Raw genomic sequence first — 19,815 nt, 5'->3', positions numbered from 1 at the left:
TCTAACTGATCGCCGCCCGGGTCAGGGATGGCATGGCGCCCCGAAAGGCGACTACTCTAAAATGATGCGATCCCGCTCCGGGAACGCCTTCTGTACCGCTATCCATGTCCATCGATCACTACGAGAATTTTCCCGTCGCCTCGCTGCTGTTGCCGCGCCGGCTGCGTGGCGCCGTGACCGATATCTACCGCTTCGCCCGCGCCGCGGACGATATCGCCGATGAAGGCAGCGCCTCGGACGAAGAACGGCTGGCGCAGTTGGCCGCGTTCCGTACCGAGCTGCACCGCATCGGCGCCGAACCTGGCAACACGCCCGCTCCGGGCCTGCCGCCGCTGGCCGACATCTTCACGCCGCTGGCCCAGACCATCGCGCGCCATCAGCTACCCATCACGCCGTTCTACGATCTGTTGTCCGCCTTCGAGCAGGACATCACCGTCAAACGCTACGAAGACTACGCCACGCTTGCCGACTACTGCACGCGCTCGGCCAATCCGGTCGGCCGGCTGATGCTGCATCTGTTCGATGCCTCCAGCCCTCGGGACGTCGCCGAAAGCGACGCCATCTGCACGGGCTTGCAATTGGTGAACTTCTGGCAGGACGTGCGGGTGGACTGGCACAAGCATCGCGTCTATCTGCCGCAGGAAGATCTGCGCCGCCACGGCGTCACCGAGGAAGACCTGGCCGCGTGCCGCCTGACCCCCGCGTGGCGCGAACTGATGGCTTTCCAGGTCGAACGCACGCGCGCGCTGCTACACTTCGGCGCTCCGCTGGCGCGCCGCCTGCCCGGCCGCATCGGCCTGGAGCTGCGCCTGGTGGTGCAAGGCGGGCTGCGCGTGTTGGAGCGTATCGAGGCGAGCAGCTACGATGTATTCATGAATCGCCCCGAATTGGGCGCCAAAGACTGGGCCATCATGCTGTGGCGCTCTATCAAGTAACAGGCCCTGCCTATCTATGACCCCTGACGAATATTGCCAGGAGAAAGCCGCCAAAAGCGGTTCCAGCTTCTACTACTCATTCCTGTTCCTGCCGCCCGAACGCCGGCGCGCGATCACGGCGCTTTACGCCTACTGCCGCGAAGTGGACGACGTTGTCGACGAATGCACCGACCCGTCGCTGGCCCGCATCAAGCTGGCCTGGTGGCGCACGCAGGTCGACCAGATGTTCGACGGCAAGCCCGATCACCCTGTCACGCGCGCGTTGCAGCCGCATCTGCAAACCTGTTCCATCACCCGCGAGCGCTTGCTGGCCGTGGTCGATGGCATGGAAATGGACCTGGACCAGACGCGCTACCTGGACTGGCCGGGCCTGCGCAAGTATTGCTGGCATGCGGCCGGCGTGGTGGGCGAGCTGTCGGCCGGCGTTTTCGGCTATAGCGATCCCAAGACGCTCGTCTACGCCGAAAAGCTGGGCCTGGCGTTCCAGATGACCAACATCATCCGCGACGTCGGCGACGACGCGCGCCGGGGCCGCATCTATATTCCGGTCAATGACATGCAGCAGTTCGAGGTCAAGGCGTCGGACATCCTGAACGGCGAATACTCCGAACGCTTCAGCGCGTTGATGAAGTTCCAGGCCGACCGGGCCCGCGAACTCTATCGCGAAGCCATGAGCAACCTGCCCGAAGTAGACCGACGCTCGCAGCGCCCGGGCTTGATGATGGCGGCGATCTACCACGCGCTGCTCGATGAAATCGAGCGCGACAACTGGCAGGTGCTGCACCAGCGCATCTCGCTGACGCCGCTGCGCAAGCTGTGGCTGGCCTGGAAAACCTGGGTGGGCGGCGGACGCGGACTGGTCCGCCGGCTGGCCCGGTGAAGGCGGCGGTAATCGGCGCGGGCTGGGCTGGCCTGGCGGCCAGCATCGCCCTGCGCGAAGCGGGCGCCAAGGTGACGGTGTTCGAAGCCGGCCACACCCCCGGCGGCCGCGCGCGCCGCGTCTTCCACGAATCGTTCGAAGCGCCGCTGGACAACGGCCAGCATCTGCTGGCGGGCGCCTATCGGCAAACGCTGGCGCTCATGCGCCGCGTTGGCCGCAATCCCGACGCCCTGCTGATGCGCCGCCCCTTGCGGTTGGCCAGCCTGGATGGGCGCTTCCGCCTGTCCGCCCCTCGCTTGCCCGCCCCCTTGCACATGGCTGTCGCGCTCTTTTCCGCGCGCGGCCTGAGCTGGGCGGACCGCTATGCCGCGCTGCGCCTGATGCGCGGCCTGAAAGCCATGTCGTGGTCGCCCCCGCGCGACTGGACCGTGCTGCAACTGCTGCACTATCACGCGCAATCCGATGCGCTGATCCGCCAGCTCTGGGAACCGCTATGCCTGGCCGCGCTGAACACCCCGTGCGCCAATGCCAGCGCCGCGCTGTACGCCCGCGTGCTGCGCGACAGCTTGGCTGGCGCGCGCGAAGACAGCGACATGCTGCTGCCCTGCACCGATCTGTCGGCGCTGTGGCCGGACGCGGCGGCACGTCAGGTGACCATGCGCTATGGCAACACGGTGCGCCAGCTGCATCCCTCGGATGACGGCATCGTCGTCAACCAGGAACGCTTTGACGCTGCCGTGCTGGCGGTGCCGCCGACCTACGCGGCCCGGCTGCTTGACGCCCCCTTGCGCGAGGCCGGCGCGACCGGTCTGCTGGAAGCGCTCAAGGCCTTCGACTATCTGCCGATCGCCACCCTGAACGTGCGCCTGGCAGAACCGTGGCAGTTGCCCGAGCCCATGATGATGCTGCGCGAAGAGGCCGCGCGCGGACACGTCGGGCAATGGGTGTTCGACCGCGCGCAGTTGGCGGGCGACACCAAGGCGGGCGAACTGGCCATCGTGGCCAGCGCCGCCACCAGCATCGCCGAGCGCAATCGCCGGCAGGTCATCGAGGCGCTGATCGACCAGGTCGCCGAACAGGCGGCGCGCCATCCCGCGCGCCTGCCGGCCATGCCCGAAGTGACTGCCGCCGAACTGCTGATTGAAAAGCGCGCCACCTTCGCGGCGGTGCCGGGCCTGACGCGGCCACTGAACACCACGCCCTGGCGCACGCTGGCCTTGGCCGGCGACTGGACCGACACCGGCTACCCCGGCGTGCTGGAAGGCGCCGTGCGCAGCGGCCTGCAAGCCGCGCGAGTGCTGAATCCGCGCGCAGACTGAAGCGCCAACGCGGCGGGCGCCAGCCCGCCGCGCCCGGTTCAGCGCATCAGGTGCACGGTGGCGATGCCCGCCGCAGTCAGCAGCAATGACCCCACCAGACTCACGCCCGCATAGCCCAGCGCGGTGCCGTAAGCGCCCCGTTCCAGCATCGACACGGTTTCCGCCGAGAACGTGGAAAACGTGGTCAAGCCGCCCATGAAGCCGGTGATGGCGCCCAGGCGGATCCAGGCGGGCCACTCGGGATGCCCCGCGACCAGCGCGAGCGCCACACCCACGAAGTACCCCCCCGCCAGATTCACGGTGAAGGTGCCCCATGGCCAGGACTCGACGTTCAACCACAGGCTGACCAGCCAACGCGCCCACGCACCCAGCATGGCGCCCAGCCCGACGGCCAGAAAATTCAAGGGAATCAGGGTTTGGTAAGCGGACATGAGACGGGGCGTGTGGCGCGGACCACGGCGCAAGCAAAAGACCAGCAGCAGCATAACGCGCTCTGGCCAAAGCCCGACTGAAAAACGCACGCTGCCGCAAGATCAGGCCAGGCCGGATTCAACGCGGCGCGCCTTCGAAATCAATTGAAATCAGCTTGCATCAGAGATCGGACTTCTTATACGAGTAATTCTCATTAAATGTTAGAATCCGCGGCTTCAAATCGAATCCCGCATGGACAGTCAACCCACCCCACGGCGCCGGGCCTACTGGCTCAAGACGTTGCACCAATGGCACTGGATCAGCTCGGCCTTGTGCCTGCTGGGGATGCTGCTGTTTGCCGTCACCGGCCTGACGCTGAACAACGCGTCGCACATCGAATCCAAGGCGGTGGTCACGAGCCGACAGGCACAATTGCCCGCGCCCCTGCTCCAACAGTTGGCCGCGCCTTCCGGGCAGAAGAAAGCGCCCCTGCCGGCTTCCGTGGCGCAGTGGCTGGACGATACGCTCGATGCGGGCGCGGCAAGCAAGACGGCCGAGTGGTCCCCCGACGAGGTCTATCTGTCGCTGCCGCGCGCGGGCGGCGACGCCTGGCTGTCCATTGACCGCGCCAGCGGCGACATCGAATACGAACGCACCGATCGCGGCTGGATCTCGTACCTGAACGATTTGCACAAAGGCCGCAACACCGGCCTGGCCTGGAGCTGGTTCCTCGACATCTTCGCCGTCGCCTGTCTGGTTTTTTCGCTGACCGGACTGGTGCTGCTCAAGATGCACGCCGGCAACCGCAGCGCGACCTGGCCCATGGTGGGGCTGGGCGTCGTGATACCGGTCGTTCTGGCGCTGCTCTTCATTCACTGATTCCTTCGATCCGCCCTGGAGATTTCCATGCGCAAACTGTTGTTGTCGGCCCTGCTGGCCGGCGCAATCGCCCGAACGGCCAACGCGGCCGACATCGGCCTGTCCATCGAAGTACCGCGCCTGGATGTGGCCGAATACCACCGTCCTTACGTTGCGATCTGGATCGAGAACCCCGATCAGAGCGTGGCCGCCGACCTGGCGGTCTGGTACGACGTGGCCAAGAAGAACAACGAAGGCACCGAGTGGCTCAAGGACATGCGCCAATGGTGGCGCCGCAGCGGCCGCAACCAGCAATTCCCGGTTGATGGCGTCAGCGGCGCGACCAAGCCGGTCGGCAAGCACGCCCTGAGCTTTGACGCGGGCTCCAAGCCGCTGGCAGCACTCAAGCCCGGCCAATACGCGGTCGTCGTCGAAGCGGCGCGCGAAGTCGGCGGGCGCGAACTGGTGCGCATCCCCTTCCAGTGGCCACCGCAAAAGGCGGAGCAACTGAGCGCGCAAGGCGAACACGAACTGGGCGCCATCGCGCTCAACCTCAAACCCTGATGCCCCATTCATGCCCACAAGGAGCGCAACCATGAAATCCGCCGCCAAATTCGCCGCCGCCCTGGCGCTTTGCCTGCCCTTCGCCGCCCACGCGCATGATGTGTGGATCGTGCCCTCGTCCACCGTGCTGTCGGGCGTGGACAGCTGGATCACGGTCGACGCCGCCGTCGGCAACGACAAGTTCTATTTCAACCACGCGCCGCTGCGCCTGGACGGCCTGGCCGTCGTCGCGCCGGACGGCCAGGCGGCCGAAGCCGAGAACATCAATCGCGGCAAGCTGCGCAGCACGTTCGACTTGCAGCTCAAGCAAAGCGGCACGTACCGCGTGGCGGTCGTCAATGACGGCGTGTTCGCGCGCTGGAAGGAAGACGGCAAGAACAAGCGCTATTTCGGCAAGGTGGAAGGCATGACGCAGGCCGTGCCCGCGAATGCGCAGGAACTGGAAGTGTCGCAAAGCCTGGGCCGGGTCGAGACCTTCGTGACGGCAGGCAAACCCTCGGCCATCAAGCCGGTGGGACGCGGCCTGGAACTGGCCCCGGTCACGCACCCGAACGACCTGTTCACCGACGAAGCGGCAACCTTCCAGATGCTGCTGGACGGCAAGCCCGCCGCCAGCCTGGAAGTGAACGTCGTGCCCGGCGGCAGCCGCTACCGCGACAAGGTCGGTGAAATCAAGCTCACCACCGACAAGGACGGCAAGTTCTCCGTGAAGTGGCCGCAGCCGGGCCTGTACTGGATCGAAGCGGGCATGGAAGACGCCGTCGTCAGCGTGCCGCAGGCCAAGAAGCGCCGCCTGTCCTACGCCGGCACCGTCGAAGTGCTGCAACCCTAAGGGCCAAAGTCAGGTGTCGGCTGCCCCGTCTTACGCGCCTCGCGGCACGGCGGCTCCCGCTGTGCGCGTGGCCTATGGCGCGATGCCAGCGCCGCTGCCCGCGCTGGCGGCGCTGGCGGGCGCGACCATGGGCACCACGTGGTCAGCGCGCATGGCCTTGCCTCCCGGCGTCGATGCCGAAGCCGCGCGCAGCGCGGTGCAGGCCGCGCTGAACGAGGTCGTGGCGCAGATGAGCACCTGGGAATCCACGTCCGACATCACGCGCTTCAACCAGGCGGCGCCCGGCTGGCAGGCGCTGCCCGATGGCTTTTTCTATGTACTGCGCCATGCGCTGGCCCTCGCTGAGGACAGCGGCGGCGCGTATGACCCCACGGTTGGGCCGCTGGTCAATGCCTGGGGTTTCGGCCCGCATCAACGCGCCTTCGAACCGCCCTCGCCCGCAGCCATCGACGCGGCGCGCGCCCGTTGCGGCTGGCGACGCGTCGCGCTGGACGCCACGCGGCAGGCCGCGATGCAGCCGGGTGGTGCCTATCTGGATTTGTCGTCCATCGCCAAGGGCCATGGCGTGGACCGCGCCGCGCTGGCGCTGGACGCGCTGGGCATCAGCCAATACCTGGTGGAAGTGGGCGGCGAATTGCGCGCGCGCGGCAAGCGGCCCGACGGCCAGCCCTGGCGCGTGGCAATCGAAGTGCCCGACGCCAGCGACCAGCACGCGCTGGCCTTGCCGCTGCAAGCACTCAGCATCGCCACGTCGGGCGACTACCGGCGGCATGCGGGCAGCGGCGACGCGCGCTATGCCCACACGATCGATCCGCGCAGCGGGCAGCCGGTGCGTAACAACGTAGCCTCCGTCTCGGTCCTGCATGCCGAATGCATGATGGCCGACGCGCTGGCCACCGTCCTGACCGTGCTGGGCGAGGCCGACGGCCTGGCCTATGCCCGCCGCCACGATCTGGCAGCCCTGTTCATTTTGCGCGACGCCCACGACTACCGCGTCGTCGCCACTCCGGCGTTCCAGGCGCTGGCCCAAGCCTCCTGATCCGATGAGCCCGACCCGATTGTTCGCCGCAGCGTGCGTGGTGGGAGTGTGGCTGTTGCTGTGCCTGTGGGCATGGCGACGCGCACGGCGGGAGCGCGCACGCCAGGCGCAGGCGCTGGCCGCCCTGGACGCACCGGCCGACACCGATACCCTGCTGATCGCGCATGCCAGCCAGACGGGCTATGCGGAAACGCTGGCGGCGCAAACCGCCGCGTCGCTGCGCGCGGGCGGCCTGTCGGTACATGTGGCGGCGCTGGGCCAGTTGGACCTGGACCGGCTATCCGGCTACCGCCGCATGCTGTTCGTGTCCAGCACCTATGGCGAAGGCGATCCGCCCGATGCCGCGGCGGCTTTCGCCAGCCAGATGCAGGCATCCGCCTCGCACGTACTGGCCGGTGCGCAGTATGCGGTGCTGGCGCTGGGCGATAGCGAATACGCGCAGTTCTGCGGCTTCGGGCATCGGCTGGATGATTGGCTGCACGCGCAAGGCGCGACGCCCTTGTTCGATCTGGTGGAAGTGGACAACGGCGATCCCGCCGCGCTGCGCCACTGGCAACATCACTTGGGGCAGCTCACGGGCCTGACCGACATGCCAGACTGGCAGGCGCCCGACTACGAATCGTGGCGGCTCGCCGCGCGCACGCTGCAAAACCCCGGCAGCCAGGGCGCGCCCTGCTATCTGCTGACCTTGACGCCGCCAGCCGGGCAAGCGCCGCAGTGGCAGGCCGGCGATATCGCGGAAATCGGCCCGCGTCTGCTACGCGGCGGGCCATTGCATGCCCACCGCGAATACTCCATCGCGTCGCTGCCGCAGGACGGCGCGATCGAACTGCTGGTGCGCCAGATGCCCGGCGCCAACGGCGGCCTGGGGCTGGGTAGCGGATGGCTGACCCAGGTGGCGCAGGTGGGTGACCTGATCGATCTGCGCGTGCGAACCAACCGCAACTTCCACGCGCCTGACGATGACCGGCCGATGATCCTGGTGGGCAACGGCACCGGGCTGGCCGGCCTGCGTGCGCTGATCAAGGCGCGCCGCCTGGCGGGCCATCGGCGCAACTGGCTGATTTTCGGCGAGCGCAACGCCGCGCATGATGCATTCTGCGCCGCCGACATCGCCGCGTGGCGCGATGACGGCAGCCTGGAGCGCGTGGACGCGGTGTACTCGCGCGACCAGCACGAACGCCGCTACGTGCAACACGTACTGCGCGAGCACGCCGACGCCCTGCGCGCCTGGGTGGCGGCGGGCGCGGCAATCTATGTCTGCGGCAGCCTGCAAGGCATGGCCGCGGGCGTGGATGCCGCGCTGCGCGACATCCTGGGCGAGGACGCCTTGCAGGCCCTGCTGCACGCCGGCCGCTACCGGCGCGACGTGTACTAGGGCGCTGCCCCGTCCTGATTACTGCAACTTGATCTGCGCGCGGTCGATCACCGTCTTCCAGCGATCGCGTTCGGTGCGGATCTGCTCGGCGAATTCAGCCGGCGTATTGCCCAGGGCGAAAGCGCCCGTCTCTTCCATCTTGGCGGCCGTGGCCGGGTCGCGCACCGCCTGCGCAAACGCCTGGGCCAGCTTGTCGCGCACGTCGGCGGGCATGCCGGCCGGTCCCACCACGCCGTACCAGGCGGTGACGTCGTAGTCCTTGTAGCCCTGCTCCGCAAACGTAGGCACGTCCGGCAGGCGCGGGTTGCGCTCGGTGCCCGTGATGGCCAACGCATGCAGGTGCTTGCTCTTGACGTAGGGCAGCGACGACGGGAAATTGTCGAAGATCACCGGCACCACCCCGCCTACCGTGTCGGTCAGCGCGGGCGCGGAGCCCCGATAGGAAATGCTGTTCATCTTGCCGCCGATGATTTGCAGGAACCAGATCATGCCCAGGTCGTTCACCCCGCCCGCGCCGGCATTGGCGTAGCCGTCCTTGTTCGGATTGGCGCGCACGTGCGAGACGAAATCGGCCAGCGTGCGAGCCGGATAGCTCGGATTCACGCTCAGGATGTTGGGGCTGGTGACCAGGTTGCTGATGGGCGTGAAGTCCTTGACCGGGTCATACGCCAGGTTGGGGAACAGATGCGGCGCGGTGCCGTGAGTGCTGACGGTAGCCAGGCCCACGGTGTAGCCGTCAGGCTTGGCGCGCGCCGTGGCCGCCATGCCGATGGTGCCGGACGCGCCCGTGCGGTTCTCCACCACGATCTGCTGGCCCAGGATCTCGCCCGCCTTCGCCGCCGCCACCCGCCCGACGATGTCGGTGGGACCGCCCGCCGGGAACGGCACGATCAGCGTGATGGGGTGATCCGGAAAGGCGGCGTGGGCGGCGGGCAGCAGCGCGGCCAGCGCCAGGGCGACCAAAGTCTTGCGCATCATGATGGGGTTATCTCCTTGGGGGTGTTGTGAGCGGCTTGGCGCCGCAGAATCTTTCCGGGCCGTGTCATGCCCGGTGTTTCGGGATACACCTGCTGGCCATTGACCAGCACGTGTTCCACGCCGACCGACGGCAGCGTGGGCGTGTCCCAGGTGGCGCGGTCGCTCACGGTGTCCGCGTCGAACACCACGATATCCGCCCATGCGCCCACACTGATCTGGCCGCGCCCGGCCAAGCCGAATACGCGCGCCGGCAGCGCCGTCATCTTGGCGATGGCGGCTTCAAGCGTCAGCAATTCGGCTTCGCGCACATAGCGTCCCAGCACGCGCGTGAAGCTGCCCCACAGGCGAGGGTGCGGATGCGCGTCGTTGGGCAGGCCGTCCGACCCGACCATGCAGCATTCATGCTGGAAGATGCGCTGCACTTCGGCCTCGTCCATGGCAAAGTAGATCGCGCCGGCAGGGCAAAGTCGCTGCGCCGCTTCCTCCTTGCCGCAACCCCAGCGCGCTGCAATATCGGCCAGCGATTCGCCGCTGCATTCGGGATGCGGCACCGACCATGTGATGCGGATGTCGTCGATGCTGTCCGCGCGCTCGGGGATCAGGATGGTTGAACTGCCCGGATACGGATAGATATCCAGCGCCACGTCGATGCCTTCGGCGCGCGCGCGATCAATGTTGGCCAGCGTGGCGCGGCTCTTTCCCCAATTGCGCGGCATCATGCATTTGTGATGCGACAGCACCGTCGCGCAACCCGTGTTGCGGCCCACCGATAGCACTTCATCGACAGCGGCTTCGACGTGGTCGCCCTCGTTGCGGATATGGCTGGTGTGCAGCGCACCGTGGGCGGCGGCCACTCGGGCCAGGCCGTCCAGTTCTTCCTGCTGGGCGACGCCGCCGGGCTGGTAGGCCAGGCCCGTGCTGAAGCCCACCGCACCGGCAGACAACGCGTCGTCCAGCATCCGCTGCATGGCGTCCTGCTCGCTCGCAGTCGGGGTGGCGGACGGGTCGCGCATGGCGGCCAGGCGCAGATTGGCATGGCCGACCAGGGCAGCGACGTTGATCATCGGCTGCTGCTCGCGCAGCGTATCGAAATAGGCGTGCATGTCGGCAAACAGCGGCGTCTCGCCCAGCAGCGCAAGGGCTGCGGCGGTGTTGCCCGGCAAGGGCGCGGGCGCGCCGCTGACGCCGCAGTTGCCCACCACCACCGACGTGATGCCCTGGCTCGTCTTCCAGGGCAGGCCCGGCTTTTCCACGAACATCAGGTCGTCATGGCCGTGCGAATCGATGAAGCCGGGCGCGACGATCTTGCCGCTTGCGTCGATACGGCGTGCAGCGCGCTCGCCCTGCAGGTCGCCAATGGCCGCCACGCGTTCGTCCTTCACGCCGACGTCCGCGCGCCGGCGCGGGCCGCCCAGGCCGTCGATGAGCCAGCCGCCTTCAATGATGAGGTCCAAATCTGCGTGTTGCATGTGCGCCCTGCCTGGATGAAGCCCCTAGTATCGTCCGGGCGATCAATCTGCAAAAATTGTTTTTATTGATCCATCTATCGTCTTTTGAAATGAATCGTCTGCCCAAGCATGTCACCTTGAAGCACCTGACCGCCTTCGTCGCCGTGGCGCAGGAATCCAGCTTCACGCACGCGGCCAAGCGCCTGTTCCAGACGCAGTCGTCGGTGACCAGCCTGGTGCGCCAATTGGAAGATGCCTTGGCCACGCAGCTGTTCGCGCGTACCAGCCGGCGCGTGCTGCTGACCGCCGCGGGCGAAGAATTCCTGCCCCGCGTGATGCGTCTGCTGGCGGATTTCGACGGCGTGATCGAAGACGTGGTGCGCTTTGGCGCGCTGGAGCGCGGGCGGGTGGGCGTGGCGGCCGCGCCCTCGGCGATCACCGAGATCATCGCGCCGGCGGCCGCCGCATTCGCGGCGCAATACCCGGCCGTGCGGCTGTATCTGAGCGACGACAATTCAGGGCGCATCCAGCGCAAGGTTGCTGCCCGCGAGGTGGATTTCGGCCTGACCAGCCGCTGGGCCGACGCGCCCGGCCTGCGTTTCGAGCCCTTGCTGGAAGACCGGTTCGGGGTGCTGTATCGCGCCGATGACGCCCAACTGCGGCCGGGCCGCGACGGAACCATGCGCTGGTCGGACCTGGCCGGCCGCAAGTTGGTGGGGGTGGTGGACGAGACCGGCATCATGGCGCTGCTACGTGCGCGCGCCGATTTGCCCATCGAAGCGGGCGCGCCATTCTACGAAGCCTCCAGCACGACCTCGCAGGCCGCGCTGGTCAAGGCGGGCCTGGGCGTTGCCTTGCTGCCGGCGCTGGCCGCCGCGCGCGTGCGCGAACCGGGACTGGCCTATGCGCTGCTGTCGCGCCCGACCGTCGTGCGCACGGTGTGCGTCATCCAGCACAAGGAATATCCGTCCAGCCCCGCCGCCCAGGCGCTGATCGGCGCCATCCACGACTACCTGCGGCGCGCGCCGCTGCCTGCCGGATGCAGGCGGGTGCCGGCCGCCCGCAAGGCTTTGACTGAATTATCTTAGGGGTGTGGCGGCGGTTGCGCTGCGGAGTACGCGCCGCGTGTCTTAGCTGATATGGCCGCGCTTGCGTTGCGGAGTGCGCGCGCGATGTCTTAGCTGGCATCGCCGCGCTTGTGTTGCGGGGCGCGCGCAGCATGTCTTGGCGGGCGTGACCGCGCTTGCCGTGCGGGTCGTGCGCATCATGTCTTGGCGGCGAGGCCGCAGTCGCGCTGCGGCGCACGCCGCGAGTCTTGGCGGCGTCGCCGTCGCCGCGCCTACACCGCGCGCAGCTTTTCGTCCAAGGCCGCCAGTCCCGCCGCGAACACACCCTGCCCCACGGCGCGGGCCACGTCGGCAAGCTCCGCGCCTTCGACGCGGAAGTCGGCCCACCATTGCACCAGCGTCTGCGCGTTTGCATCCGGACCGGTTTCGGTGATGCGATGCAAGGACACGCCCGCCGTGTAGTCGCGCATCGGCAGGCTGGTTTCGATGATGCTGTAGCGCAGGGCCGTACCCGGATCGTCCAGCATCAGCAGCTGCTCGCGCACGAAGCCGCCCGGCTTGAGCGTCAAGTACCGCACGCTGCCTACCGCGTCATGGCGGCCGTCGGCCTCCAACCGGCTTTGCGCGATGCCGGGGTGCCAATCGGCCAGGCCGTTGAAATCCCGAAAGCACGGCCACACTTTTTCAAGCGGCGCGTGGATGACGGCACTGACATGTACGGTATGCGGCATGGGAACCTCAGAAGGTCAGGTTTTTGAACTCGCGGGTTGCGGCGGTCAGGGCCTGTTCGGTGGGCAGGCGTTCCATCGAACTGGCGCCGTAGAAGCCATGACAGTGCTTGCACGCACGCAGCACGTGGGCCGCGTCCTCGGGCGTGGCGATCGGGCCGCCATGGCAAAGCACGATGATATCCGGACGCACCGCCAGCGCGGCATCGGCAATGCGGTCGATGGCGGCGACGCAATCGTCCAGCGTCTGCGACGTTTCCGCGCCGATGGATCCGCCCGTGGTCAGGCCCATGTGCGCGACGATGATGTCGGCGCCCGCCCGCGCCATCGCCACCGCGTTGTCTTCGTTGAACACGTATGGCGTGGTCAGCATGCCCTTTTTATGGGCCAGCCGGATCATGTCGACTTCCAGCGCGTAGCCCATGCCCGTTTCTTCGAGGTTGGCGCGGAAGTTGCCGTCGATCAGGCCGACGGTGGGAAAGTTCTGCACGCCGGCAAAGCCCTGGCGCTTCAGGTCGTCCAGGAAGACGTCGAAATCGCAGAAGGGATCGGTGCCGTTCACGCCCGCCAGCACGGGCGTCTTCTTGACCACCGGCAACACTTCGCGGCCCATGTCCACGACGATCTCGTTGGCGTTGCCATAGGCCAGCAGGCCGGCCAGCGAGCCGCGTCCCGCCATGCGGTAACGGCCCGAGTTATAGATGACGATCAGGTCGATGCCGCCCGCTTCCTCGCATTTGGCCGACAAGCCCGTGCCCGCGCCGCCCCCCACGATGGGCGTGCGCGCGCGCACCATGGCGCGAAACTTGTCCAGCAGTTCGTTACGGTCAAAACGCGGCATGACGGCCTTCCTCAATGTGTTGCGATTTCAAGAAATTGTTCTACCGCCGTCCGGGCGAACAGCGGGTCGTTGATGTGGCACGGCACGCGCACCAGGCGGCGGTCCTGGGTTTGCACCACGTGGGCTTGCAGGGCCGCGAACAGGGCGGCGTCGGCCTCGGGGTCCCAGAACGCCTGGCCCGGCGCATCCAGCGCGGACACGCCACCTTCCGGAATCAGAAAGCGCACCGGCCCCTGGCATTGATTCAGCTTGGCGGCGATCCACTCGCCCTGCCGGGTGTTTTCCTCGACCGTGGTGCGCATCAGCGTCACCTGCGGATTGTGCGGATAGAACTGGCGGCCCTGGTAGCGTTCGGGGATGGTGTCCATGCCGCCGAAATTCACCATGTCCAGCGCGCCGCAAGAACCCACATACGGCGCGCCCGTGCGGGCCACGGCGCCGAAGCGGTCTTCTGTGCAGGCCAGCACGCCGCCAAAGAGAAAGTCGCAGACTTCGGTGGTGGTCAGATCCAGGACGCCTGCCAGCAGCCCGCTGTCCAGCAGCTTTTCCATCGACTGGCCGCCCGTGCCGGTGGCATGAAACACCAGGCAGTCATAACGCGAATCCAGCAGCGGCGTGACCTGCTGCACGCAGGCCGTCGTCACGCCGAACATGGTGATGCCCACGGCCGGACGGCTATCGTCCTGGCCGGCGGCGGCGTTGGCGGCGGCCATGCGGTGCGCCCCCGCAATGGCGCCCGCCGCGTTGGCCAGCACGCGCCGCGAAATGCGGTTCAGGCCGGCGACGTCCGTGACGGAATACATCATCGCGATATCCGACGGGCCGACATAGGGCGCGACGTTGCCGGAGGCCATCGTGGACACCATCACCTTGGGCGTGCCGATCGGCAGCGCGCGCATGGCCGGCGCGATCAGCGCCGTGCCGCCAGAGCCGCCCAGACCCATCATGGCGCCGATGCCGGCGTGGCCGGCCACGTAGCGCTCGAAGGCCTGCGCCATCGCCGCGATTGCCGTGCCCCGGTCGCCGGTGAACACCGCGTCCGCGCCCCCCGGATGGCTGGCGGCCACTTCGCGCGCCTGCACCTGGGCCGCGCTGGGCGCGCCCGTGGTGGACACGTCGACCGAGACCACGTCCAGGCCCTCGCGGCGCAGCAGGTCCACCACATACTCGGCTTCCTGGCCCTTGGTGTCGTAGGTGGCGGCGACAAAGACCCGCCGGTTCGAATGCGTCATGGCTCCTCCGCGGGCGGCTACACTCGGTGCGCGCCTCGATATGTGAGGCCCTAAGGCCCTGTAGAATCAAGAAATGAGACGAAAGAATCATACTGAGACACCAATCTCACGTCAAACCTCGGCAGCGTCCGCCAGCCGCGCGTCGCGCGGTGCGGCGGCTCGGCTGATCGCCCCCGCCAGCCCGCAGGCGGCAGCCAGCGGCGAACCCCCGCACGGGCCCCGCGCGCGCATGCGCAAGACCCTGCTGGACGCGGCGCAACAGCTGATGGCGCAAGGCATCACGCCCTCGGTCGCCGAATTGGCGGAACACGCCAAGGTTTCGCGCGCCACGGCGTATCGCTACTTTCCCAGCCAGAGCGCTTTGATCGCAGCCGTCGTGGACGAAAGCCTGGGCCCGATCCTGGCCTGGGACTCGGATGCGCCGGACGCGGCCACCCGCGTGGACGAGCTGCTGCGCTTCGCCTATCCCCGGCTGGCCTCGCACGAAGCGCCTTTGCGCGCCGCGATCATGGTGTCGCTGCAACAGCACGCGGAAGCCAGCGCGGGCAAGCCCGCCTCGGATCCCCGGCTGGTGCGGGGCCATCGGGTCGACATCCTCAAGCGCGCCATCGCCCCCTTGGCGAACGAGCTGACGCCGGAGCAACAGGCGCGCGTGGCGCAAGCGCTGTCGCTGGTCTACGGCACCGAAGTGTTCCTGGTCCTGAAAGACATCTGGCACCTGGACCTGCCCGCCGTGACGGACGTGGTGCGCTGGACCGCCAACGCGATCATCAAGCAGGCCCTGGCCGAGGCGCGCGCCCCCAAGCCATAGCGACTGCGGACGCGCACGCGTTCTTGCGTAGCGGCTGCGGACTCCACGCGTTCTTGTCACGGCCACGTCACCCGGCACCGGCATAGTTCGGCGTTTTGCGGCCTGCCTTCGCGGGCCGCCAGACGTTGGAGTGTGTCCATGCAGTTCGAAGTATCCCGCTTGCGGCGGGCCATCATGCCCTTGTCGCTGGCTTGCGTCACCCTGTTGAGCGCCTGCGGCGGCAGCGATGACGACGACGAAGCCGTCGTCACCGAACCCTCGCCCCCGGTCGTGACGGAGCCGGCCCCGCCCGTGGATCCCAAGCCCGTGGAAACCGGCGCCTGGAGCGCGGGGGATCTGCACGTGCACACGTATCAATCGGACGACGCGCAGGTCAGCCTGGAAAGCGCGCTGGACCAGGCTTTCGACCGCTACAAGCTGGACTGGGCCGCCCTGTCGAACCATCTGCGCTTGTCCGGCCGCGACCACACCGGCATCGCCTTGGCCGGTGGCGCGATTCCGTTCTCCACGGGCATGGCGCTATATGAGGCGCCCTTCATCAAATCGGCGCAGGCTGCGGGCCGCTACGCGGGCAAGATCATTTTCTCGTCGTTCGAATGGGACATGCCCACGCATGACCACGTCAACATCGGGATCGGCACGGATGACCCGATGTCGGCCAAATCGCTGGAAGCGGTGGCCGAGTTCGAATACCTGTTCACCAATCGCGACCCTGCCCTGTTCGACCCCTTGCTGGCCTCGCGCCTGTCCGGCCAGACCCGCGCCTACACCACGCACGCCGACTCGCTGGCGGCATTGAAGTGGCTGCGCGACAAGCACCCCGACAGCTACATGCTGCTGAACCACCCGTCCCGCTACGCGGGCAAGTACACCGTGGCGCAACTGCGTGAAATGAACGACCTGGCGCCCAACGTGTTCTTCGCCATCGAAGGCATGGTGGGCAATCAGATGGAACCGGATCGCGGCGGCTACGCCACGGCCTATACCAACGCCTTCCTGCCCAACCGCACCTATGGCGGCGTGGATTACCTGGTGGCCCGCCTGGGCGGCACCTGGGACGCGCTGCTTGGCGAAGGCAGGCGCATCTGGACGGTGGCCGATTCCGACTTCCATTTCCGCACGGCTTCGGGCCTGTACAGCTCGGGCTATGCGCCCGGGGAGTACGCCAAGACGCACGTGTGGAAGGACGGCGAGAACATGGCGGCGGTCGTGGCTGGCCTGAAGAGCGGCCGCGTGTTCGGCGTGTTCGGCGACCTGATCGATGCGTTGGACTTCCAGGCGCAGGGCGCATCGGGCGCCGTCCACATGGGCGGCGAGCTGCAAGCCACCAAGGGAGAGAAGGTGGAAATCACCATCCGCTTTCGCAGCCCGGGCAGCAACAACTATGAATACCCCATCGAAAGCGGCAACCCCACCTACGTCAAGCCGACGGTCAACCACGTCGACCTGATCGTGGGCGACGTGGTCGCGCGCGCTGCCGCCGGCACGGCCGCCTACGACGCCGACAGCAATGCGTCCACCCGCGTGCTGGCCCGCTTCACGCGTGCCGACTGGACCGTTGACGCCGATGGCTACAACGTCATCAAGACCACGGTGACGGCGGACCGCAGCCAGTACCTGCGCCTGCGCGGCACCAATCTGGGCGTGGACGTGGCTGGCGAAACGGCGGCGGGCGAACCGCTGCCCGACGCCAAGGTGGACCTGGCCGACAACGCCGCCCGCTTCAACGCCATCAATGCGCGCAACTACAACGACCTGTGGTTCTATTCGAATCCGGTGTTCGTGACGGTCGCGCAGTAAGCGCCCCAGCGTCGCACAAGACGAAAAAAAGCCTGGCATTTTTCAATGCCAGGCTTTTTGTTTGCCGCTTTGCTTGCCGCTTTGCTTACTGCAAGGTTCGGGTGAACACGAATTCCCCGTCGCGCCAGTCCACCGGCACCACGTCGCGCGGCCCGAACTTGCCTTCCAGTATCAGGCGCGCCACCGGGTTCTCGATCTGTTGCTGGATCGCACGCTTCAAGGGGCGCGCGCCAAACACCGGATCGAAGCCGGAACGGGCCAGTTCCGCCAGCGCGGCCTCGGTGACTTCCAGCCGCATCTCCTGCTTTTCCAGACGCGCGCCAAGGCGACGCAGCTGGATGCGGGCAATCGATTCGATGTGCTGTGCTTCCAGGCCATGGAACACAACGACCTCGTCGATACGGTTCAGGAATTCCGGACGCAGGGTCTGCCGCAGCTCACCCCACACCACTTCCTTGACCACGTCGTACGGTTGCCCGGCCAGGCTCTGGATGTGATGCGAGCCCAGGTTGGACGTCATCACGATCACGGTGTTGCGGAAGTCCACGGTGCGGCCCTGGCCATCGGTCAGGCGGCCATCGTCCAACACTTGCAGCAGCACGTTGAACACGTCCGGATGCGCCTTTTCGATCTCATCGAGCAGCACCACGCTGTAGGGCTTGCGCCGCACGGCTTCGGTCAGGTAGCCACCCTCTTCGTAGCCCACGTATCCGGGCGGCGCGCCGATCAACCGCGCCACGGAATGCTTCTCCATGAATTCGCTCATGTCGATGCGGATCAGGTGCTCTTCGGAGTCGAACATGAACTCGGCCAGCGCCCGCGTCAATTCGGTCTTGCCCACGCCCGTGGGGCCCAGGAACAGGAACGAACCATACGGACGCGACGGGTCCGCCAGACCCGCGCGCGAACGGCGGATGGCATCGGACACCAGGCGCACGGCCTCGTCCTGGCCGACCACGCGCTTGTGCAGGAATTCCTCCATGTGCAGCAGCTTTTCGCGTTCGCCCTGCATCATCTTGGACACCGGAATGCCGGTGGCTCGCGAGACCACTTCAGCGATCTCTTCGGCGCCGACGCGGGTGCGCAACAGACGCGGGCGGCCATTGTCGCCCTCGGCGTTTTCAGCAGCCTGCTGGGCGCCCACTTCGGCCGCCTTCAGGCGCGATTCCAGATCGGGCAGCTTGCCGTATTGCAGTTCGGCCAGCTTGTCGAATTGGCCCTTGCGTTGCAGCTCGGCCATTTCGGCGCGCACGCTGTCGATCTCTTCCTTGATCGCCTGGGTGCCTTGCACCGCGGCTTTCTCGGCCTTCCAGATTTCCTCGTAGTCGTTGTATTCGCGTTGCAGCTTTTCGAGTTCGTCCTCGATCACGCCCAGGCGACGCTTGGACGCGTCGTCGGTTTCTTTCTTGACGGCTTCGCGCTCGATCTTCAACTGGATGATGCGGCGGTCCAGCTTGTCCATCACCTCCGGCTTGGAATCGATTTCCATGCGGATGCGCGCGCCGGCCTCGTCGATAAGGTCGATGGCCTTGTCGGGCAGGAAGCGGTCGGTGATGTAACGGTGCGACAGTTCAGCCGCCGCCACGATGGCCGGGTCGGTGATTTCAACGCCGTGGTGGATCTCGTAGCGTTCTTGCAGACCGCGCAGGATGGCGATGGTGGATTCCACGTCGGGTTCGTCCACCAGCACCTTCTGGAAGCGGCGTTCAAGGGCCGCGTCCTTCTCGATGTACTTGCGGTATTCGTCCAGCGTGGTTGCGCCGATGCAGTGCAGTTCGCCGCGCGCCAGCGCCGGCTTGAGCATGTTGCCCGCGTCCATCGCGCCTTCGGCCTTGCCCGCGCCGACCATGGTGTGCAGTTCGTCGATGAAGACAATGTTGCTGCCGTCGTCCTGGCCCAGTTCTTTGAGCACGGCCTTCAGGCGTTCTTCGAATTCGCCCCGGAACTTGGCGCCGGCCAGCAGCGCGGCCAGGTCCAGCGACAACACGCGCTTGCCGCGCAGCGTTTCCGGCACTTCGTCATTGACGATGCGCTGCGCCAGCCCTTCGACGATGGCGGTCTTGCCCACGCCGGGTTCGCCGATCAGGACGGGGTTGTTCTTGGTGCGGCGCTGGAGAATCTGGATGGTGCGGCGGATTTCGTCATCGCGGCCGATCACCGGATCCAACTTGCCCTGACGAGCGCGCTCGGTCAGGTCCAGCGTGTACTTGGACAGCGCTTCGCGGTTGGACTCGCCTTCCGCGCCGGAGACGTTTTCGCCACCGCGCACGGCGTCGATGGCGGCTTCCAGCGCCTTTTTCTGCAAGCCCGCTTCACGCAGGATGCGGCCGGCCTCGCCTTTGTCTTCGGCCAGCGCCAGCAGGAACAGTTCGCTGGCGATATAGGTGTCGCCCCGGCGCGCCGCTTCCTTGTCGGTGCGTGTCAGCACCGCGTTCAGGTCACGGCCGACTTGCACGTTGTCGTCGCCCTGCACCTGCGGCAGCGACTTCATGGCAGCCTCCAGCGCGGGCTGCAGACGGTTGACGGCCACACCGGCGCGCGCCAGCAAGCTGCCCGCGCCGCTGTCCGGATCGGATAGCAGCGCCGACAGCACGTGCACGGGCTCGATATAGGGGTGGTCGTTACGGGCGGCCAGACTTTGAGCGTCGGCCAGGGCTTGCTGGAACTTGGTGGTTAGTTTGTCGAATCGCATAA

The 19,815-nt window shown here is 67.0% G+C and carries 18 protein-coding genes; 11 read left to right on the top strand and 7 right to left on the bottom strand.

What is annotated here, in order from left to right; translation table 11 throughout:
• The first annotated feature begins 104 nt into the window (after window positions 1–104).
• Genes hpnC through hpnE form a run of 3 tightly spaced genes read left to right on the top strand, consistent with a single transcriptional unit; the run spans window position 105 to window position 3,134 of the window.
• Window positions 105–935 (top strand): squalene synthase HpnC, encoded by an 831-nt coding sequence (hpnC, locus tag API01S_RS02040; RefSeq protein ID WP_050730061.1) that lies wholly within the window; start codon window positions 105–107, stop codon window positions 933–935.
• 16 nt (window positions 936–951) lie between these two features.
• Window positions 952–1,815 carry a presqualene diphosphate synthase HpnD gene (hpnD, locus tag API01S_RS02035; protein WP_006220321.1) on the top strand — a complete coding sequence of 288 codons (864 nt, stop codon included), beginning with the start codon at window positions 952–954 and terminating at the stop codon, window positions 1,813–1,815.
• Entirely contained in the window at window positions 1,812–3,134 is a 1,323-nt protein-coding gene (hpnE, locus tag API01S_RS02030; RefSeq protein ID WP_050730060.1) for a hydroxysqualene dehydroxylase HpnE, read from the top strand. The genes hpnD and hpnE overlap by 4 nt, the downstream gene beginning before the upstream one ends.
• 38 nt (window positions 3,135–3,172) lie before the next feature.
• On the opposite strand, the gene crcB is transcribed toward hpnE, so the two are convergent.
• Window positions 3,173–3,565, bottom strand: a complete 393-nt coding sequence (gene crcB / locus API01S_RS02025) for a fluoride efflux transporter CrcB (RefSeq protein WP_050730251.1) — start codon at window positions 3,563–3,565, stop codon at window positions 3,173–3,175.
• 232 nt (window positions 3,566–3,797) lie between these two features.
• Here crcB and API01S_RS02020 point away from each other — a divergent pair, with 232 nt between their 5' ends.
• The 5 genes from API01S_RS02020 (at window position 3,798) to API01S_RS02000 (ending at window position 8,216) form a co-directional block, all read left to right on the top strand.
• Window positions 3,798–4,424 (top strand): PepSY-associated TM helix domain-containing protein, encoded by a 627-nt coding sequence (locus API01S_RS02020; protein WP_006220325.1) that lies wholly within the window; start codon window positions 3,798–3,800, stop codon window positions 4,422–4,424.
• 27 nt (window positions 4,425–4,451) lie between these two features.
• A complete protein-coding gene (locus API01S_RS02015; RefSeq protein ID WP_006220327.1) occupies window positions 4,452–4,967 on the top strand; it encodes a DUF2271 domain-containing protein in 516 nt (171 codons plus the stop codon).
• A 31-nt stretch (window positions 4,968–4,998) separates the two neighbouring features.
• Window positions 4,999–5,799 (top strand): DUF4198 domain-containing protein, encoded by an 801-nt coding sequence (locus API01S_RS02010; RefSeq protein ID WP_061302906.1) that lies wholly within the window; start codon window positions 4,999–5,001, stop codon window positions 5,797–5,799.
• An 82-nt stretch (window positions 5,800–5,881) separates the two neighbouring features.
• Window positions 5,882–6,838: an FAD:protein FMN transferase gene (locus tag API01S_RS02005; protein ID WP_061303812.1), complete on the top strand. Its 957-nt coding sequence runs from the start codon at window positions 5,882–5,884 to the stop codon at window positions 6,836–6,838.
• A 4-nt stretch (window positions 6,839–6,842) separates the two neighbouring features.
• Window positions 6,843–8,216 (top strand): sulfite reductase subunit alpha, encoded by a 1,374-nt coding sequence (locus API01S_RS02000; RefSeq protein WP_061302904.1) that lies wholly within the window; start codon window positions 6,843–6,845, stop codon window positions 8,214–8,216.
• A gap of 18 nt (window positions 8,217–8,234) precedes the next feature.
• Here API01S_RS02000 and API01S_RS01995 read toward each other — a convergent pair whose 3' ends face one another.
• Window positions 8,235–9,194, bottom strand: coding sequence for a tripartite tricarboxylate transporter substrate binding protein BugE (locus API01S_RS01995; protein WP_006220331.1), 960 nt, complete (start codon window positions 9,192–9,194; stop codon window positions 8,235–8,237).
• Window positions 9,191–10,663 (bottom strand): N-acyl-D-amino-acid deacylase family protein, encoded by a 1,473-nt coding sequence (locus API01S_RS01990; protein WP_061302902.1) that lies wholly within the window; start codon window positions 10,661–10,663, stop codon window positions 9,191–9,193. Before API01S_RS01990 ends, API01S_RS01995 begins: the two co-directional genes overlap by 4 nt.
• An 89-nt stretch (window positions 10,664–10,752) precedes the next feature.
• Between API01S_RS01990 and API01S_RS01985 the strand changes: the two genes are divergently transcribed.
• A complete protein-coding gene (locus tag API01S_RS01985) occupies window positions 10,753–11,730 on the top strand; it encodes a LysR family transcriptional regulator (RefSeq protein WP_061302900.1) in 978 nt (325 codons plus the stop codon).
• A 251-nt stretch (window positions 11,731–11,981) separates the two neighbouring features.
• Here API01S_RS01985 and API01S_RS01980 read toward each other — a convergent pair whose 3' ends face one another.
• The 3 genes from API01S_RS01980 to API01S_RS01970 are packed head-to-tail and all read right to left on the bottom strand — an operon-like array spanning window position 11,982 to window position 14,510.
• Window positions 11,982–12,440 carry an SRPBCC family protein gene (locus tag API01S_RS01980; protein ID WP_061302898.1) on the bottom strand — a complete coding sequence of 153 codons (459 nt, stop codon included), beginning with the start codon at window positions 12,438–12,440 and terminating at the stop codon, window positions 11,982–11,984.
• Between the two features lie 7 nt (window positions 12,441–12,447).
• Window positions 12,448–13,278, bottom strand: a complete 831-nt coding sequence (locus API01S_RS01975) for a phosphoenolpyruvate hydrolase family protein (RefSeq protein ID WP_061302896.1) — start codon at window positions 13,276–13,278, stop codon at window positions 12,448–12,450.
• A gap of 11 nt (window positions 13,279–13,289) precedes the next feature.
• Window positions 13,290–14,510, bottom strand: coding sequence for a Tm-1-like ATP-binding domain-containing protein (locus tag API01S_RS01970; protein ID WP_061302894.1), 1,221 nt, complete (start codon window positions 14,508–14,510; stop codon window positions 13,290–13,292).
• A gap of 163 nt (window positions 14,511–14,673) precedes the next feature.
• Here API01S_RS01970 and API01S_RS01965 point away from each other — a divergent pair, with 163 nt between their 5' ends.
• Window positions 14,674–15,321: a TetR/AcrR family transcriptional regulator gene (locus API01S_RS01965; protein ID WP_061303810.1), complete on the top strand. Its 648-nt coding sequence runs from the start codon at window positions 14,674–14,676 to the stop codon at window positions 15,319–15,321.
• A gap of 138 nt (window positions 15,322–15,459) precedes the next feature.
• Window positions 15,460–17,121, top strand: a complete 1,662-nt coding sequence (locus API01S_RS01960) for a CehA/McbA family metallohydrolase domain-containing protein (RefSeq protein WP_061302892.1) — start codon at window positions 15,460–15,462, stop codon at window positions 17,119–17,121.
• A gap of 85 nt (window positions 17,122–17,206) precedes the next feature.
• Here API01S_RS01960 and clpB read toward each other — a convergent pair whose 3' ends face one another.
• The gene (gene clpB / locus API01S_RS01955; protein WP_006220340.1) at window positions 17,207–19,813 is read right to left on the bottom strand and encodes an ATP-dependent chaperone ClpB; all 2,607 of its coding nucleotides are present in this window, start codon (window positions 19,811–19,813) and stop codon (window positions 17,207–17,209) included.
• Window positions 19,814–19,815: the final 2 nt, after the last annotated feature.

Source organism: Achromobacter piechaudii NBRC 102461, from assembly GCF_001571245.1.
Taxonomy (GTDB): Bacteria; Pseudomonadota; Gammaproteobacteria; order Burkholderiales; family Burkholderiaceae_B; genus Achromobacter; species Achromobacter piechaudii.
The sequence above is the reverse complement of the archived record's forward strand: the minus strand, read 5'-3'. Positions and strand labels throughout refer to the sequence as shown.